12 protein-coding genes and 2 CRISPR repeat arrays (1 of these 14 cut by a window edge) are annotated in these 19839 nt (G+C 40.4%); of the genes, 11 read left to right on the forward strand and 1 reads right to left on the reverse strand.

Annotated elements, in window-relative coordinates:
• Positions 1-1491: direct repeats of the CRISPR family, unit length 32 nt; unit sequence ATTTCAATCCACGCACTCACATGGAGTGCGAC (it extends 266 nt beyond the left edge of the window).
• A gap of 347 nt (positions 1492-1838) precedes the next feature.
• From J2Z69_RS00535 to J2Z69_RS00570, 8 genes are all read left to right on the forward strand, one after another.
• On the forward strand, positions 1839-2744 hold the full coding sequence (locus J2Z69_RS00535; RefSeq protein WP_209858227.1) for a DUF6602 domain-containing protein: 906 nt from the start codon (positions 1839-1841) through the stop codon (positions 2742-2744).
• Positions 2741-4114: a type III-B CRISPR module RAMP protein Cmr1 gene (gene cmr1 / locus J2Z69_RS00540; protein ID WP_209858228.1), complete on the forward strand. Its 1374-nt coding sequence runs from the start codon at positions 2741-2743 to the stop codon at positions 4112-4114. Before J2Z69_RS00535 ends, cmr1 begins: the two co-directional genes overlap by 4 nt.
• Positions 4063-5943, forward strand: coding sequence for a type III-B CRISPR-associated protein Cas10/Cmr2 (gene cas10, locus J2Z69_RS00545; protein ID WP_245338902.1), 1881 nt, complete (start codon positions 4063-4065; stop codon positions 5941-5943). Before cmr1 ends, cas10 begins: the two co-directional genes overlap by 52 nt.
• On the forward strand, positions 5936-7174 hold the full coding sequence (gene cmr3, locus J2Z69_RS00550; RefSeq protein WP_209858230.1) for a type III-B CRISPR module-associated protein Cmr3: 1239 nt from the start codon (positions 5936-5938) through the stop codon (positions 7172-7174). The genes cas10 and cmr3 overlap by 8 nt, the downstream gene beginning before the upstream one ends.
• Positions 7175-7190: 16 nt before the next feature.
• Complete coding sequence (gene cmr4, locus J2Z69_RS00555) at positions 7191-8105, forward strand: type III-B CRISPR module RAMP protein Cmr4 (RefSeq protein ID WP_209858232.1); 915 nt, start codon at positions 7191-7193, stop codon at positions 8103-8105.
• Complete coding sequence (gene cmr5 / locus J2Z69_RS00560) at positions 8102-8542, forward strand: type III-B CRISPR module-associated protein Cmr5 (RefSeq protein WP_209858234.1); 441 nt, start codon at positions 8102-8104, stop codon at positions 8540-8542. The genes cmr4 and cmr5 overlap by 4 nt, the downstream gene beginning before the upstream one ends.
• Entirely contained in the window at positions 8539-9342 is an 804-nt protein-coding gene (gene cmr6 / locus J2Z69_RS00565; RefSeq protein ID WP_209858236.1) for a type III-B CRISPR module RAMP protein Cmr6, read from the forward strand. The genes cmr5 and cmr6 overlap by 4 nt, the downstream gene beginning before the upstream one ends.
• Before the next feature lie 225 nt (positions 9343-9567).
• Positions 9568-10198: a CRISPR direct-repeat array (repeat unit 32 nt; unit sequence GTCGCACTCCATGTGAGTGCGTGGATTGAAAT).
• Between the two features lie 354 nt (positions 10199-10552).
• A complete protein-coding gene (locus J2Z69_RS00570; RefSeq protein WP_209858246.1) occupies positions 10553-12391 on the forward strand; it encodes a fibronectin type III domain-containing protein in 1839 nt (612 codons plus the stop codon).
• Between the two features lie 315 nt (positions 12392-12706).
• Here the strand turns inward: J2Z69_RS00570 and J2Z69_RS00575 are convergent, their stop codons facing one another.
• Positions 12707-13558 (reverse strand): TolB-like translocation protein, encoded by an 852-nt coding sequence (locus tag J2Z69_RS00575; RefSeq protein ID WP_209858248.1) that lies wholly within the window; start codon positions 13556-13558, stop codon positions 12707-12709.
• 184 nt (positions 13559-13742) lie between these two features.
• On the opposite strand from J2Z69_RS00575, the gene J2Z69_RS00580 reads away from it, so the two are divergent.
• From J2Z69_RS00580 to J2Z69_RS00590, 3 genes are all read left to right on the forward strand, one after another.
• Positions 13743-14183 carry a hypothetical protein gene (locus J2Z69_RS00580; protein WP_209858249.1) on the forward strand — a complete coding sequence of 147 codons (441 nt, stop codon included), beginning with the start codon at positions 13743-13745 and terminating at the stop codon, positions 14181-14183.
• A gap of 940 nt (positions 14184-15123) precedes the next feature.
• A complete protein-coding gene (locus tag J2Z69_RS00585; RefSeq protein ID WP_209858250.1) occupies positions 15124-17154 on the forward strand; it encodes a fibronectin type III domain-containing protein in 2031 nt (676 codons plus the stop codon).
• Positions 17155-17354: 200 nt separating this feature from the next.
• Positions 17355-19820 (forward strand): chitobiase/beta-hexosaminidase C-terminal domain-containing protein, encoded by a 2466-nt coding sequence (locus J2Z69_RS00590; RefSeq protein WP_209858251.1) that lies wholly within the window; start codon positions 17355-17357, stop codon positions 19818-19820.
• The last annotated feature ends 19 nt before the right edge of the window (positions 19821-19839 follow it).

Below are 19839 nucleotides of genomic sequence, written 5' to 3' on the forward strand. Positions count from 1 at the left end.
ATATTTCAATCCACGCACTCACATGGAGTGCGACAATCTCATGGACAGATAACGCCGGAGTGTCGTCTATATTTCAATCCACGCACTCGCATGGAGTGCGACTTAGATCAGTAAATGGATAAGCCAATCCACCTATATTTCAATCCACGCACTCACATGGAGTGCGACGCAATTGCACCACAACAATCAAGCGGAGCGAAGGTATTTCAATCCACGCACTCACATGGAGTGCGACAGTTGTTGCCCGGGGTATCTCGGACGACTCAGAAATTTCAATCCACGCACTCACATGGAGTGCGACTCACTAAAGGATCTGAGATCATTGATTTTTGTAATTTCAATCCACGCACTCACATGGAGTGCGACCAGGTATTGCAGAGGGGGTTGGATAATGACCACGTTATTTCAATCCACGCACTCACATGGAGTGCGACTGTACCTTTTTTATCTGATTGGCAAGCGTCATGATTTCAATCCACGCACTCACATGGAGTGCGACTTTGACTCCGCCAAGCGTTTCAGTAACAGTAATATTTCAATCCACGCACTCACATGGAGTGCGACGGCATCTACCCATGTAAGAATAGGTAAAATAGAGATTTCAATCCACGCACTCACATGGAGTGCGACTTTAGCTCTCCAAGAGAGCGTCTTGTCATCCATAATTTCAATCCACGCACTCACATGGAGTGCGACTCATTCATACTTACCTGACACCTCCGAATAGTTTATTTCAATCCACGCACTCACATGGAGTGCGACAAGGATCATTGGCTTTTGAAGTCCCTTTGACAGCAATTTCAATCCACGCACTCACATGGAGTGCGACACGGACGTTCCCGAGATACCTTTGAAATGTCTAGCAAATTTCAATCCACGCACTCACATGGAGTGCGACAAAAATTGGTGACGCATCGGGACTAGATAGACGTATTTCAATCCACGCACTCACATGGAGTGCGACTGAAGTGTTTTTTGAAAACTGTGGTGACTTGACTATTTCAATCCACGCACTCACATGGAGTGCGACTAATGTACGGGTTTCCCGGATACGGTTTTTCAGATTTCAATCCACGCACTCACATGGAGTGCGACGTATATATTACGAAATCTGCTTCCGCTTCTGTTTTTATTTCAATCCACGCACTCACATGGAGTGCGACTTCCTTTTTCGTTGTTGCCATTTACGATTTTTATATTTCAATCCACGCACTCACATGGAGTGCGACTTCCTTTTTCGTTGTTGCCATTTACGATTTTTATATTTCAATCCACGCACTCACATGGAGTGCGACAGCTGCAAGATCAATAACAGTATCCTTATACTTTGATTTCAATCCACGCACTCACATGGAGTGCGACCCAGACGATTATTACAAAGTCACTCACTACACAATTTCAATCCACGCACTCACATGGAGTGCGACAAACAAACCACATGGAGGTGCTTCACTTGGGAATTTCAATCCACGCACTCACATGGAGTGCGACAGCAAAATTACACACAAATGATCTATTAACTAGATGAATTGGGTATGACTTCAGTATATTTTCCTGATTAATAGTATAAATCAATCCTTGACTTCACAGCAAGCAGCCTAATTAATTCATAATTCGACAAAAACTGAGGTGCGAATCGCCTAGTGTTTTTATGTGAGCTTGGGGTTCGCACCACATTATATTGTTGTTTGAATCTATCTTCTTTTGCTTACGCTTTTTTAATTTCTTGCTTTGTTAAAGGTTTGCTAGTCAGAAATGTCGAATATTAAAATTAAAGGGGAATTTTAGGTTATATAATATAATTCAACCTATGTAAAATTTTGTGAGGAGGGGAAGCGATGAGTTCTAATAATGAAAAAAGCGCAATGGAACTGATTTCTAGTAATTATCAGAAGTTGAACAAAATGATGTCTGAGGAAATTGATATGGCTTCTTCACATGATGGAGTATCTGGCAGTAATCGTGAAGTCATGTGGATGAATTTTTTTCGTAATATTATTCCTCTTAAGTACTCGTTAGCTCAAGGGGTCATTATTATAGATTCGGAGAATCGTCGCTCAAGTGAAGTGGATATCGCCGTATACGATGAACAATACACGCCGTATGTTTTTCAATATAATACCCTCAAATTCATTCCTATAGAAGCAGTAGCTATTGTGATTGAATGTAAAAGCAAAAAATTAAATATTGATGATCTAGAACTATGGGCTAACAGTATTAAGAAACTACAACCTGTGCCATCGGGATTAGCTAGAATTTTTAGTGGCTTTGTAACGGGGGATACCAATACAATGCAGCCAAGGACACGGCCGATTCGCATTTTAGCTAGTAACTTTCAAAGGGTAAATAATAGTACTCTAAGTAAAACTGTTAAGGGACTTGAAAAGTCTTTCGATTTTATTCTATTAAAGCAATTAGAATCTTCTACTACCGATGGCGGACAAGAGTATAAGTTAAAAGTTCCCTTTGAAGATAACACTCTGGGTTGGTGGGGAAGGCAACTAAATGGGATAGGAGAAGCAGAGGAAATAGGTAAAGGTGGTCACGTCATAGAAGCACTCAAGCAACCACTAAGCGATTTGCGCATTCCTAATAATGATTTGTTAAGTCTGAACTTTCAACTGAATCAACTATTGATGCTAATTAACAATCCTATGTTGTTCCCTCACTTTGCTTATGCTCGAACTTTTGCTAAGCTCACAGCTAATAGTACAGAAGTTCCAGAAGGGAGCATCTTGTCTTGAGACAAAGCCCGGGAACTCCACATACCGCAAAAATTAATACCTCTAGATCTTCATTAGAGAGTTCTACATCATGTAAGGCAAATTACGAGATTACACTTGTTACACCCATGTATGGTGGGGGATATATTGCTGGGAGAATTGACACCGATCATATTATTCGTGAGAGCTCTATTCGAGGGCAGTTACGTTTCTGGTGGAGAGCCACTCGCGGAGCAAAATATACAAATGTCTTTGATCTTCGGAAGCATGAGATTGAGATTTTTGGTGACACAACCCTTCCCAGTAACATTAGAGTAACCGTCATACTTAAAAATGATAAAGAACATTCCTCTAAACATAACACAATGATATTTCCTAAATATGCTTTGTTTTTTGGTAATGAATCGAACAAATCAGAAGCCTTAAAAACATGCGGTATTACCTTTTTTCTAACTATTAATTATAAAAATTCCGAACTTAAACCAGAGGTGGAGGCAGCACTATGGGCTTGGATTAATTTCGGAGGACTGGGTTCCAGAACACGAAGAGGTTGTGGGAGTCTGTACTCCCCTCAATTCTCTCCAAAGAGGGAGGATATTCATAATGGTCAGTTCATGTCTTGGTTCGAACATGAACTTAGCATGCGAGACATTTCTGAATTACAGCCAGGTACCTATAGGGAGTGGCCAACCTTATCCCGAAAGATGAAAGTGCGAACGCATTCTTCTAGTGTGAATAAGAACTGGCATGAAGTCATTGAAGCTTACAAGTTATTTCGCGGTCGTGCGAACAAGAATAATTTGAAAAGAAGCTTTTGGCCTGAGGCAGATTCTATTCGGGCCTTAACTGATACATCCCATCCTAAACATAAAATACCTTTTCCTGAGGAAAAGGAGAAATTAATCGCTTTTCCACGTGCCGAGTTTGGTCTTCCTATCATTTTTAAATTTCGAAAGAATGACGCTGATGTTAAGAACGGGATAGAACAAGACCCTAAAGACACTGAGCTTTTGCCTGTGGATAGAGAACGTCTCACTTCACCCGTTATTTTGAAGCCTTTAGCCTATAGTAAGACGGGAGCCATTGGGGTTATTGCTGTATTGAATCATCCTCCTCTAGAAGAGGTTGAACTGAAACAGAAGGGTCAGAGGTTGAAGGAGCTTAAAGAGGGACAATACAATTCTGGGCAGACCCTGAAACATAATGGTGAGGGGTTGTTGAAGAAACTTAAAGTGAAACACCGCGTTGTGTACAAGCAAAATCCGCTCTGGAAACATGGTCACACTTTTTATAACTCTGCCATAGAGGCATTTTTAGATAGCTGGGAGGTTAGAAAATTTTGTCAGTCAACGAACTTCGAACAGGACAAGAAGCACTACAAAGGGAAGTAATTGAATACCTAATGCTGTTCTCTATCGGTCCTGTACAAGAATTTATTAATCAAGCGCGGAGGACGAGAGATCTATGGTTTGGTTCATTTCTACTCTCTGAGATGAGTCGTGCTGGTGCTAGCGAATTTGTTCGTCTTGGCGGCAGATTAATCTATCCTGCACTGGTTAAGGAAGAACATGCGACTACAGAAGGATATCGCTCTAATGCGCCTAATAAGATTCTCGGCCGTATTCACAGCGATCATCCTGAAGCAATAGCGAAGCAGATCCGCTATGTAATTACAGGAATCTGGAAAAGATATGCTCGTGCGGCAATGGAGCTTGTCGAGCCATACGTGAACATCGGTACTTGGAACAGACAGGTTAGCGATTTAGTAGAATTTTATGCGACTTGGGCAGATCTGGACAAAATTGAATCATCGGGGCGTTACAAGACTGCCATACATACTTCAGAGCATGTTACACCCTACAGTTATGCCTTACATCACGTGGAATCGTTAATGGCAGCAAGAAAATTACTCCGAGATTTCAAACCGAACGTGCCTGGCATGCTCTATGGCGAGAAGAAATCTTCCCTAGATGGAGGACGGGAATCGGTATGGAGACGACCTGAAGATAAGAGGGAGAAGCTTCCTGCACTTGGCATCCACATCCATGAAGAATTAGATGCGATATCTGTTATCAAGCGCCTGTCTTTACGTCTTGTTCCTGAGCAGCAGGCATTCAAGTCGGTGTGTGAGACTGCTTTTTTACCTTACGAGCACGAAATCCGACACAATCCTAATCTTCAACAAGCGGTTAAGGCCTATCTGGATCAAGTTAGCGAGGTAACTCAAGCTGAGACTCCTGTAGATGCGCGGCTTTTTTATCCACGCCGTGTAGAAGATTATCTAGCTGAGAGGTTTGAACTTACCGAAGATACTAACATAATTGTAAAGCAAAAAATTCTGGAACGTCTTGAACTACTATATACAGGCAAATTCAGTCAAGATGAGAAATATGGACGTGCGTTAGGCAGACCTTCACCTTACTATGCTTTTCTGGTTGCCGATGGTGACCATATGGGACGGCAATTACGTAAAATCAGAGAGACGGAACAGCATATTCAATTCTCGGAAGCGCTGTCCAACTTTGCTAACAAGGCGGCTTCGATTATGGAACAACATCAAGGAAGACTGGTATATGGTGGAGGGGATGATGTTATGGCCTACTTACCTGTGCACCGTTGCCTTGATGCTGCCGAGGAGTTGAGAATTTGTTTCTCCACATGTATGCAAGGGAACACCCCTTCTAGGCAACCTTCAACTCTTTCCATAGGTATCGTAATAGCACATATGTTAGAACCTTTGGAGGAAGTACGCAGGATGGCAAGCGCTTCAGAGAAATTAGCCAAAGAAACTAGAGATACACTGGCTATTCATTTCTACAAACGAAGCGGAGGAGATCACATGAGGGTGGCATTTCCATTCTCATCTGATCCGGTTGGAATGATGAAAAAAATGAAAGGCTGGAAAGAAAAAAACTTTTTCTCAGCTCAGTTCGCTTACGAACTCCGAGAACTATATCGCACATATATGCGTATGATTCAGCACTCGGCGTGGTCGCAAGATCCGTCTAGCTTGGGAGATTTGCTTCTCATGGAAATAGAGCGACTCATATATAAAAAGAAGCCAGAGTGTATAAGTACCGAAGAGTTGACTAATTGGTTCATAGCGGAGTGGAAACCATGGATACATCTTCAGCATGAACCGCTTAAGTCTTTGCAACGTATCGCTGAACAATGTATTGTCATGATGCAGATGAAGGAGGTTGAATGTAGCTATGATTAAATGGTTGCAAGCTACTCCATTAGATCCGCTGATGATTCGTGATGGGAGGCCATTTAACAGAACACCTGGCATTCGGGCGTATACGCTAAATGATGTAACTCCGAGTGTAATGGCAGGTACCATAAGGACGATGTTAGCTAAGAGAAGACAACACGAGCTAGGGCAGGCTTCGCCATTATCTTATTTCTCCAAATTAATCATTAGAGGACCCCTCCACCGCTGGAGAGGGAATTTGTATTTTCCTATGCCACAAGATGCTGAATTTTTTGAAGATGAGGATCAAGTTAGGTTGCAATGTATTGTTCCCATACGTCCGGAGAGGTTGGAAGAAGACGGATTAGGATTCTACGGTGTTGGGACGGAAGGACGCTTGCATGACAAATTATGGCCTCCTCTAGGATCGGGTACGCGAAAGAAGGTACAGAAATGGCCAGCCTATGTATCTGCTCAGTGGCTACAGGACTGGCTTACTGAATCTTTGGATACGACTACTGGCGCCGCCCAGATGACAGCTTGGTTACAAGGTTCTTCAAGTGATACAAGTCCGTTATTCCTAAATGCATTCCCCCATCAAGAACGTACACACATTGAAATAGATCTTGAGCGAGGGATCGCTAAGGATAAGCATTTATATTCAACAGAGTCTATCGTATATCCAGACGATCTGGTGCTTGAGACCGCAGTTCATTTATCAAATGAGGATCAGGGTTGGACTGGAAATTTATCCGACATACACACCATGGGCGGAGAACGAAGATTGGTGCATTTTCATGATGCCCCCGAGGCATCCTCTTCTTGGGCATGTCCTTCAGCAATCATCACAGCTATGAACGACGCAAAGTATGTACGGATGATGTTAGTCACCCCTGCTTTTTTTGAAAAAGGGTGGCAGCCCGGATGGTTGAGCGAACAATTAGAATCTCCGTTGTTCCAAGGAACAAACGTTAAGTTGCGTCTAGTATGGGCCTGCATCTCGCGCTGGCAACCGATATCAGGATGGAGTCACTCCACCAAGATTGAAGAAGGTAGAGAAAAAGCAGTTCGCAGGTTGGTACCTGCAGGAAGTGTGTATTTCTTTGAAGTTATAGAAGGAAATGCAGCACAATTAGCCGAGCATGCATGGTTACACTCGGTGTCCGATGCCAATCGGCGTAAAAGTGCATTCGACCACGAAGATGGTGCTGGATTAGCCGTGTGGGGCACTTGGAATCCAGATCAAACGAAAGAATGATGGAGGGGCAAATTTCATGGAACAAGTTCAGAGATCACAAGTAAGTCGATGGCTGTGGATGCACTGTCTGTCACCACTACATATAGGTTCGGGAGAAGGTTTGGGTAATATAGATATGCCTATTCAACGTGAGAAAGTAACGGAGTGGCCGTTCATTCCGGGCAGTAGTCTTAAGGGAGCTCAGCGTGGATATTACCGTTCTGCACAATGGTTAGATGCAGCATTTGGACAACAGGGGGAGGTTGAGGGAAATGCAGGCGCTCTGGTATTTACGGATGGCCGTCTGCTCGCCTTCCCCGTGGCCAGTCGTTTCGGAATATTTGCTTATGTGACATGCCCGTTAGTATTAAAAAGGTTTCAGCGTGATGCAGTGGCATCAGGTCTTCCCATGACGCTCCCTGATATGACTAGATTCGAGCAAGAAGCAACGGTACAACCCCAGTTAGCATGGGTTAGCGATACAGGCTTGTTACATCCTAATGTAGGAAGAGATGCGGATAATCTGTTTTTAGATGAATTTACGGGTAACGGAATACGAGCACAGAGTCTAGCTGACTGGGCTCAAATGATGGGCCAACAATTATTTGAAGATAAACCTTCGCAGGAGTTATGGCAGAAGCGTGTTGTCCTCGTGAGTGATGAGACATTTCAATATTTCGCGGCGATGTGCTGCGAAGTGGTGCCAAGAATTCGTATGAACGAAGATACCAAAACCGTCCAACATGGTGCATTATGGTACGAAGAATATGTCCCCACTGAGGCAGTGTTCTATGCACTAATTTGGTGCGATCGTGTAGGAGGAAGTTCCAGCACGATCGGAAGAGATCAATTTCTAGATCAACTTGAGCGTGAAACGGTGCTACATATGGGCGGGAATATTACCCTTGGCAAGGGTAGAATACGTTGCCGGATCACAGGAGGACGGTCATGAAGTCGAGTCAACACTACTATGCTCAGGTAGCTTATGAGAGCATTATGGAGGTTCAGAAGCTATCTGAACAGGCTGGGAAAAATGTATTTGCAAGCGAATACGGGCAATTGTGCCACCGGTTCCCCTCATTAGTGCTGACGAATGGGCTACGTCTAGCTAAGATATTTATTCAAGCTAAATCTTCTAAGGCAAATGTATCCACATCCCAGGAACACCCCTATGCTCTGTTTCTGATACATATGGAGAAAGCGATAGGTCCTGAGTTCAATGCTAATATTGCTAATAATGAATATTTATTCATTTCTCAGCAGGTGTTGCGTGCTTCAGTGTGGTTCAAAAGATATGCGGAGGCTATTCTGAAAGTGGAACAGGCAACCGAAATGAATGACAGTCTGCTTGATTCTATAGGCCCGTCCTCATCTGGGAGTTCATTATGAATGCCTATCTGGAACTTCACAAAAGCCAATGGAGTCTGAAACCTTTCGGCCCGACGTTAGATCAAGTAGTACAAAAAAGTGAAAAAAAGAGTGAGTTTTATTCAGATTTCATTGAATTCTATATAAAATCATGGGATAGAGAAAAGTATAATGTGTACCAAAAAGGATATGAGCGGTACTACAATATGCGTCATTTCGGGAACCATGTGATGTGTTCATTCTTGGTCCGCTCTATCTCTCCGCTGGCTGTTGGACATGGAGGAGTGTCCATCTTGGAGACCAATCTATCCCTTCATCCGATTTACGGGATACCTTACATTCCCGCTTCAGCTCTAAAGGGACTAGCAGCCAGATATGCTTCTCACACGTTGAGTCTTCATACATCAGCCCTAGGTAAAACAGAGTATGATTATCAGGTGTTGTTTGGAACAGAGGGGTGTGCGGGATATGTCCATTTTCATGATGCCTGGATTACACCATCTACGGCTGCAAATTCACTTAAGCAAGATGTTCTTACTCCTCACCATCAACTGTATAATCAGATTTCAGTAGATCTTTACAATGACACTCAGGATTATCCAGCACCCAGTGATATGGATTCACCCATTCCTATTCCTTTCTTGATTGCAAAAGGTGAGTTCACTATCGCATTATCTTTTGAAGGGAATGAAGCTGAAGCAACCCCATGGCTAAATCTCGCTAAAGACATCCTTGTGGAAGCTCTCCATTATGAAGGAATTGGGGCCAAAACGAACGCAGGATACGGAGTTTTTGTTGAAATAAATGGAGAACAGACTTAGATTTGAGTGCAGTTCCCAATAACATTGGATGAGTTGGACCTTAAGGTGCGAACCTCAAGCTCCCACGAAATCCCTGGGAGATTCGCACCTCATAATTTGTCGAAATTAGAGGGATGTTGACGCGTTTTTTTAAAATAATATGATCAATTTTTATTCTTGTTAAGGTTATGTAGTATGAAACGCATTAATTTATCAATTTAATACTAAAATTAACGTATTTTTGCTGTCGCACTCCATGTGAGTGCGTGGATTGAAATCACGTGGTATGCATACCCTACCCCCTACCAAACACAGTCGCACTCCATGTGAGTGCGTGGATTGAAATAGGACCTAAAACCGCATTTCCAATCAGTGTGAAGTCGCACTCCATGTGAGTGCGTGGATTGAAATTAACAAAATGTCATTGAGATACTTGATGTTTTTGTCGCACTCCATGTGAGTGCGTGGATTGAAATCAGCTCTTGATTTACCAGGAACAAATGGGGAATAGTCGCACTCCATGTGAGTGCGTGGATTGAAATTCCACACTTGCTATTAGCTCGCTCTCCTCATCGAGTCGCACTCCATGTGAGTGCGTGGATTGAAATGGCTTGAAGGTTCTTAGCATCAAGAAGCTTTGCGTAAGTCGCACTCCATGTGAGTGCGTGGATTGAAATAACTTGTGTTCCCAATGGTACATCAGCAAGATCAGTCGCACTCCATGTGAGTGCGTGGATTGAAATGCAAGGGCGGTGTGCCTTTAGATATATGGGCTGAGGTCGCACTCCATGTGAGTGCGTGGATTGAAATTTCGGTGCATATTTTAAGAATTGCGTGTAGCTTATGTCGCACTCCATGTGAGTGCGTGGATAGATTGACACACTTTCTCTCGCCTGTAGTTTTTGTTGCCCTAATGTATGCAGACTCATATCCTATAAAATATGATATTGCTCTCTTAAAAGCCTGAATCCTCAGGCTTTTTTTGTCATCTTCTTAACCTAAACAGAAGAATTTATCCCCTATAATTGGATATTCCCCCTTATGCGCCTAGCGTATTTTCTTGATAATGAAGGAGAATGAAAGCGGTTCCGAAACTTGTTGAAGACTGATTTCATTCCATAACTTCAGTCTATCAGGAGGTGAGAAAGGTTAGTCAATTCATGACCACGAACATAAAAGGCCTTAGTCACGATACGATATCAGTTTTATTATAAAAGGGGGAAAATTACGAATGAATGTTAATCACACACGTTCAAGCAAGCCGTTAATGATCGCATTAATCACGGCTTTATTTTTGTCACTCTTTGCATTTTCAGGTATGGGAGCTCCGAAAGCGAATGCCGCTGTAGCAAGCAAGACACTTGTAGGGTATTGGCACAATTTCGATAATGGTTCGGGATTTATTAAATTGCGGGATGTATCGCCTAAGTTTGATGTGATCAACGTTTCTTTTGCAGAACCTAGTGCGGGGGTTACGAACGGAACGATTGGATTCGTACCCTATAACTATACGGATGCGGACTTCAAAGCAGACGTAGCTTATCTGCAAAGCCAAGGCAAAAAAGTCATTATTTCGATTGGTGGAGCCAATGGTCAAGTGCAACTGGGTACTACAGCTGCTCGCGATAATTTCGTGAATTCAGTAACCGCTATTATTGAAAAATATGGATTTGATGGTCTTGATGTAGATTTTGAAGGTCATTCTCTCTTCCTAAATGCAGGAGACAGTGATTTTAAAAATCCGACAACTCCAGTTATCGTTAATCTCATCTCGGCACTACGTTCTATTAACAGCCACTTTGGTACAGATAAATTTTATCTGACTATGGCTCCAGAGACGTTCTTTGTACAACTGGGATATTCCTTCTATGGTGGAAGCTGCATTAGCTGTGATAGTCGTGCAGGTGCCTACTTACCAGTCATCTATGCGACTCGTGATATTTTAGATTGGCTTCAAGTACAGAACTACAACTCTGGTCCAATTACTGGATTAGATGATCAATATCACAATATGGGCACCGCCGACTTCCATGTAGCTATGGCTGATATGTTGTTGGCCGGTTTCCCTATTGCCAAAAATGCAAATAGTTTCTTCCCGGCACTTCGTCCCGATCAAGTCGTACTTGGTCTGCCTGCTAATGCAAATGCAGGTGGAGGATTTACTTCTGTAGCCGAAGTGCAAAAAGCACTCGATGCACTAATGAAAGGCGTTCAACTATCCAGTTATAAAATGCGCAGTAGCACAAGTGGCTTCCCAGACTTCCGCGGTCTGATGACTTGGTCAATTAACTGGGACAAATTCAACAATTTTGAATTTTCTAATAGCCACCGGGCATACCTAGATTCCTTCAGTCCTCCAGTAGTAGATACACAAGCTCCAACGGTTCCTACGAATGTAGTAGCTGCATCCAAATCTTCCACTACGGTCAATTTGAGTTGGACAGCATCGACAGACAATGTAGGTGTAACGGGATATGTTGTGTCTTATGGCACACAGACTTTTAACGCTACAGGAACTTCCGCTGCTATCACAGGTCTTACGCCGAACACTTCGTATGTATTCACAGTAAAAGCTAAGGATGCAAAAGGCAATCTTTCCGCCGCTAGTACGGCTCTAACTGTAAAAACAGATGCGGCAAGCACAGGTAGCGACCAAACAGCTCCAACAGCACCGGGTAGCGTAACTGCTTCTGCAAAAACAGCGACTAGCGTAACACTGACGTGGACAGCTTCCACAGATAACGTGGGTGTAACTGGTTATACTGTGACTTATGGTACGAACAGTGTAAATGTAACAGGTACCACAGCTACAATTAATGGACTAACAGCGAACACAGCATATCAGTTCACGGTGACGGCAAAAGATGCTGCTGGAAACGTGTCCACAGGGTCCAATGTTAGTGTTACTACAGCGGCTAACAATGGTCCGCAAGCTTGGGCACCGAATGTAAGCTACAAAGTTGGCGATGTTGTATCGTATAGTGGCAAAACTTATGTATGCCGTCAGCCTCATACATCTTTGGTAGGCTGGGAACCGTCTAACGTTCCTGCTTTGTGGCAAGTTCAATAAATTTAGTTTGTAAGCGGAAAAATTAGAGTAAAGAAACAACTCCCTCAACTTAGGCTTTGGCAGATTGGGGGAGTTTTTTTGATGTAATCGTTATTGATTAAATTTACCATCACTTTATCATTATCGTTTTGCTACTCTAATAACTCTGTATAAGATTGCTTTCTGATTGGCTAAGAAAATCCAATCTAGAAATCACTACTTTCTAATATAGAGCGGTATCTTTCGAATATGGTTTACCTTTTATTTTTTAGCAAGTTGAAAATTCTAGACGATTAACAAAAAAATTAAGCTATGTCTCACGAGTACAACATTAATTTAAAGATTTAAGGGTTGTGGAGCATATTTACTATATTTAGGTAGTTCATCTAGAGCGATCGCAGATATTTCTTTTAGGGTATTCGCACCTGCCGCATATCTATATAATTTGAACTTATCAGAGGGGGCCTCACTTATGAAATCTACATGTGTACCTTCAGTATTCCACATGATGTATAGGGTGTTAATTAAATTGCTATTATGAGGTAAGGTTTTTACCTCTTGATGTTTAAAGTCATATATAGCTATTGTACTGGAGCTTGTATCTCCATAGGAAAAAGCAAGTTTATTGCCTAGAGGGGCCCAGTTATAAGCGTGAATGGTTTCGTAAGTAACTTGGGTTAACTTATTCATTATTGTACTTGTTCCATTCTCGAGATTAACGACAATTAACTGGTTACCTACATTTGCAACAAAGATGTTGATTGCTAAAAATCGTCCGCTTGGGGATAAGGCGATGGAGGTAAGTTTAGCATGATTAACTTGAATGTCTTTTGGAATGTGGATGTCATAATGGGCCTTACTGTTGGTGACCTGTATGGAATTAATTGTTGTAGATGAGGTTCTGGCAATCAGGGAGATGTTATCTTTTTTCCACGTAATTTGATTTTTGCTCGATGTGATCTCCGCCTTGTTGCTAGGCATAAAATAATTAAGTCTTTCGTATTCGTTATCATTATTCTTCATCGTAGGTGACACCGTTACCTTTTTCTGATTTTCAGCAGTTTTCTCTGGAAGCTGAGTCTGAGTAGAGGACTGTTCTTGGCTCACCCGAGGAGAGCTATTACCACATCCTATAAGTGAAACCGAAAGTAAAGTTATGATCATTAACGTACAATTGATCTTTTTCACGTTAGAGGTCTCCTTTTAATTGAAATGTATTATTCATTAGACTCCACAATTTGGTAAAATGTTTCCGCTGAATAGATAATGCGCTGGACTATCAATATGGTAGGGGTGAGGGGAAGAGTAATTCGATTAAAGTGAGTCATGCCCATTGGCATACTTAATTGAGAAGACGGGGGTAGTTAGTTAAATGAGATTAGTAACGACAATGATGACAGAAACAGAAATGTCAGATAGCGATATTTCAAAAGCTACAGATATTCTACGATCTCAATTTAACAAGAAGTATGAAATTCAAAGTTTTTATTATGATGACAGCAAATATCGTGAATTTGATAATGATTTGTTTGACGTGGATTTTTCCAGTGAACGGATTTACGATGATATTGACAAATTGATTTTTGCTTATGAAGAGATTCTAAAAACAGTATCACATGAAATCGATTTCATTGCAGGTAATGACGACACTCATTTTGCAGTAGTAAGCTACGAACAGAACAATGAGAATATAGAAAATTTTGGATCATTTGTTACTAGGCGAATTATACCAAAACTTCAACCTTATTATTCTTCTCAAATCTGTAATGCTTATGTTAATCTTACACACGTAAGTTTTGGTGTGTACCTCTGAGTAAAGAACTAGTGAAAAGACAAAATGAACTACGAATTCACTAAAGATACATAAAAACATGGGTAGCATCTATCTTGTCCTGTTTCAAGAACTCGCAAATCAGATTTAAGGCTGTATGCATTTCAAATTACTGTTAATAAAAACCAAATACTCATGTTATACTTAGCTAGTACAACACGCCTTGAGTAGGCAAGTCTCCCTCCGGAAGGAGGTGAGGCTTATGAACTTCTCCTTTTCAGATGTGATTGGGTTTGGTGCATTATTGATTGCGCTATTGACCTACATCGAACGAAAAAAGAAGTGACCTGCGCAAGGTTGGCGAACCGTGCAGGTCACTTCTTCGTGTAATTCTAGTCTCGAGGGAGTAGCCCACTCAAGTTGTTGTGCAGGGGATCGGTAGCCGCCGGTCCCTTATTTCATTGTATCTTACGCAGATGTTCTTTATACATATAGTACTACAGACTATGGTGACTTACAACATTTGGAACAAATTTCCTCCAATTATTGTAAGCGATTTCTTAGCTCTAATATTTAAATTAAAGAACTTATTAGAATATACATATTACAAGATTACGAGCCTCATATAGTCTGGAATAATCCAATAACAGCTTAGCTGTATCTTTAGTATTAAATAGTAAAAAAATTACAAATTACATAAAAATATCATCACAAAAAACCATATTTTAAGATAAAAGTAAAAAAAGTACTGAAAATCTTAAAATTATGGTTGTTTTTGCCATGTTAATTCTTGTATATTAGTCCTTGCGACTCAAAATATAGGCGGAAAGGCTCTGATAAATATAAATATATAAGACAAATGGCGGATAAATAATGAATAATTCTAGTCTATTATTCTATCGGTTAATGGTTCTTCAAATGTTAGAGGTTTATCAAATTTATTAAAAAAAGATGTAAAATTTTTAGAAGAGGTGAATTACTTTTGATTTCACTTAAAAAAACACTCACATTATCGGTCGTTAGTCTGTTTACTCTTTATTCCGTAAGTACAGGGGGAGTTACTGAAGCTCTAAGCTCCAACTTAAAAAGTGCGAAATCCAAAACTATGTCCAAATTGGCAGTCCAAGCTCTTGCTCCTACAACACCTACTAATCTTAAATCCTCAATACAATCGGATACTACGTTGAATGTGGAATGGACAGCATCAACAGATGATTCGGGTATAGCAAATTATGAGATTTATATTAATAATGCTCTGGCTGGTACGGTAGGAGGAACTCAGCTATTTTATACAGTTACTGGTTTGACTGCAGGAACAACATATACGGTACAGGTGAAAGCCAAGAATACTAGCGGAGTCTATTCCGATTTGAGTCAGAGCCTCAGCCTTACAACTCTATCAGGAAAAAAAGTCTACGAATTTGAGAAATTAGCCGATGTTAAACATTCTGGAGATGCCTTATCTAAAGTAAATGAAAAAGAAGCAAGTGGGGGATATCACGTCTTCTATCAATCGAATGAGGTAGATGATTATATTGAATATCCCTTTCAAATTGATGCTAATGGGAGTTATGAATTTAATCTCAGATTGAAGCAGTTCACAAATCGTGGAATTGCACAAGTTTATGTGGACAATACTCCAGTCGGTGATCCTGTAGATTTTTATAATGTAACAGCAAGATATATAAATACGATGATTGGGTCTATGGATTTGGATGCGTCTATAAAACACTCTATTAAATTTAAGCTAATTGGGAAAAATGAAGCGAGTAGCAATTATATACTGGCACTTGATAGTTTCTATTTAAGTAAGAAAGAAGCAGCAACAATTCCCTCAGCACCTACAGCAATGAAATCTACGATTCAATCGGATACTAGCGTGAATTTAGAATGGACAGCCGCAACTGATGCAAAAGGGATATCTAGTTATGAAATCTATGAACAGAATCAGAAGATAGGAGCTGTACCAGGAACTCAGACCTACTTCACTGCAACCAAATTAACTTCCGGACAGGCATACAAGTTCAAAGTGAAAGCCAAAAATCAGGATAATGTATATTCGGACTGGAGTAATGTACTAGATATTAGTACGTTAACTGGTATGACGGTTTTGGAATTCGAATCTCTTACAGGTGTCAAACACTCTGGAAAAGTTCTTTCTAAAATTGGAGAAAAGGATTCTAGTGATGGATATCATACGTTTTATGAATCCAATGTAACAGATGATTACATTGAGTATCCTTTTCAGATAAGTAAAGCAGGCAAATATCAACTTGATCTTAGATTAAAACAATTCACTAACCGAGGAATGGCACAGATGTATGTGGATGGAGCTGCTGTTGGCAAACCTATCGACTTTTACAATTCAAGTGCAAGTTATAAGAACATCACAGTTGGGGATGTCACATTAGATAGCCGTGCTACACATGCAATCAAATTTGTGATAACAGGTAAGAACACGGCAAGCAGCAACTATATTGTGGCACTTGATGCATTTTATCTTAAAGAAGCTGTAGCTGAAGACACATTAGAACCTAACAATTCTATAGAAACGGCATCAGATATACCTCTATCTCACACAATCTCATCGAATATCTCTAGTGCATCGGATCAAGATTATTATAAGTTTACTCCTACAAAAGGCGGGAGCTACTCTCTTACATTGAAATCTCCTACCGTGAAGAATTACAAGTTAGAGGCAGTCAATGCATCCGGTAAAAAAATAGCTATACGAACAACGCTTAACAAACAAGATCTCGATGTATCTTTTAGTGTGGCAAATGATGAATCGGTATATTTACGCATTTATGATGATTTAGGAGCGTATGGCTCGGGTCCTTACCTCATAAGAATCTCACCACCACCGCATAAGGTCTATACCTATAATGCTGCGAGTCGTTTGACCAAGCTTGAATACGAACAAGGTCTATATCAATATGTGATCCAATATGATTACGACAGCAATGGGAACTGTATTGCTAGTCATCTCACGAAGACATTAATAACTAATTAAATGCACATTTCAATTTCAAAATAATATAACGGATAATATTACCAAGTGTAACGAGTAAATATGGTGAAAAATTAAAAGTTCCCCCCCCCTAAAAAATGGTTGTTTTTTCTAAGTAAGATCTTGTATATTAAATCTTGCGCTTAAAAATATAGGAGGAAAGTCTTAGTTCATAACAATCATTTAAGAATCTAGGGGGAAATATGAAAAAGATTAGTATTTTGTTCGTTACTTGCATAATAATTTGGTTAGTTCTTCCTTCACAAACTTTGTTTGCGAACTCAGCTTCGTCTGAAGAGAGTAGGCAATCTAGCAGACAGTCAAATGGCTCGAATCCCAATGAAGACATGGATAAACTAAATAGCCAGTATGCGGAACAGTTGAAAAAATGGAAATCGCAGATGGCACCTACAGATAAGCTTAATAAGCCTATCAAACCATTTAGTATAGGTTCCAAAGTTATTTCCACCATGAACCCGAGAAGTATTCCTTCAACGGACATTTATAAATTCCAATCCAAATATATGACGAATAATTTTTCCTCAGATATGTCTTCGTCCACTGTAACGAATGATGAACATACCCTTATAACAAAAGGAAATTTCAGAACCACAAAAGATCTAAGTGGGATGGCATGGGAAGTAGAAGATAAATACAGCCCTTCTTCGTTAAAATATCCAACTCAGCCCGATTTTACAGATGTGAATCTCAGCTATAACTACAATATAACGGGATATACGCCCACGCTGGATAGTGGAGCAGCTCCTATACTCACAGTTGAGACGAATGATGGTCAGTATTATTATGTGAGGCTCTGGAATTACGTGGTTAATAGACCAACTGATAATTGGGAAACTTCAACTGGAACTACTTTCCCTCAGCATCGTGTTGCTGGACAAGCAGATGGTGCAACAGGTTCTATTCAGATAGATTTCAATAATCTGTATGCTGGATGGACTCCTTATGTGTGGTCCAGTGTTCCCCTATTAGATGCCAATGGACAGCCAATGAAATATGGCGATGGTGTTCCGATGATGGTAGACAAGTGGAGTCCTAATCCGGACTGGGTGAAAGTTCCTGTGAATAATATCAAAAAAATTATGTGGTCTTATGCTCCTTTAAATTATGACTATAATTCCGCTTCACCCTATTTGAAGAATTCAGAAGAATTCACGATCACAATGTCCAATTGGAATGTTACAGGGAATACATTTTTAATGAGAGATCCAATTACCTCTCCCCAGACATCCCTAAGAATGACTGATGACTATGATGATACGTACAATCTAACCCCAGAACGTATAGTCTCAGATTATAGCAAACTAGGATATACAGGCACGGTAAGCAACTATATTGGGACTACTAGGTATTACGATCGAAAGTATAATGGTACCCACATGGAGATTATTCAAGATCATCCATTTAATGCTGCATTTGAATCATGGTACTCCAATTACTGTCAAAATCTACAACGCAATCATTACAAATTAATCAATTCCATATCCATGGAGAATGTGAATGCCCCTGAGACTTGGTGGCAGAGAACTTGGAACAATACACCAGTTACATCGGGATGGGACCCTACTCCTTATCTACTCAGTTTTACCAATGCGGAAGTGAAAAATTATTATAAATCCTTGGTTGAAGGGCTTGGACGCATTGCTTCCACAAATAATCTAGAGCCAATTGTTCAACTGGGAGAGCCTGCATGGTGGACAGCAGATAGTAATTCTATTTCATCTCCTGCATTTTATGACCAATCTACACGCCAGTTATACCAACAAGAGTCAGGCGAGAGCATGTACGAATACAAGTCGAGTCATGACCCCATCGAGGGACATGAGAAAATGCTAAATTGGTTGAGAGATAAGAACGGTGAATTCTCGCTGTATTTGAAAAATGCTCTGAAAGCAAAATTTGCTAACGCTAAATTTACAGTTCTCTTATACACGCCAGCCATTATGGATAAGGAAAAGACCCCTCCCATGATGGGAATTGTAAATTTCCCGAAGGAACAGTGGAAATATCCTAATCTGGATTTTGTTATGTTCGAAGACTATGACTATATTATTGACAATCGTATGGATCAACATTTACAAACTCTAGATCTTATTCAAAGCAATCTAAATTATCCCTCGAATAAAATTCATTACATTACAGGATTTGTGAAAGATCCTAATAAATCTGAAATTTGGAACAGGATGAATCAGGCAATTAATGATGGATTCAACAAAAAGTTCGGTGAAGTATATGCATGGTCTTATACACAGATTAAGAGAGACAGTTGGAAACAACCTAGTCTTATTATGGCTAGTTCACCTTCTGGTACCTATAATACTGCGTTTAATCTATCATTTAGCTCGGTAGATTCAGATGAAATAAAGTATACATTAGATGGTTCAGCACCAGAGTCAGGCACTGTGTTCATATCTCCTATAACGATCGCCAAGAACGTTACAGTAAAAGTAGCAGCTCTTAAATTAGGAAAAGTAATTAGTTCTTATACTTTTATGTATGGATATGGATCAAAGCAGAATTATAAATATACCTATGATGCTGCAGGTAGATTATTAACGATTCAATACACGCTGAATAATAAAAACTACACTATGAACTACACTTATGATTCACAAGGGAATCAGTTACAAAGCAAGATAACTATCAATTAAACCAACCTATTAACAATAG

This window comes from Paenibacillus shirakamiensis (assembly GCF_017874255.1).
Classification (GTDB): Bacteria; Bacillota; Bacilli; order Paenibacillales; family Paenibacillaceae; genus Fontibacillus; species Fontibacillus shirakamiensis.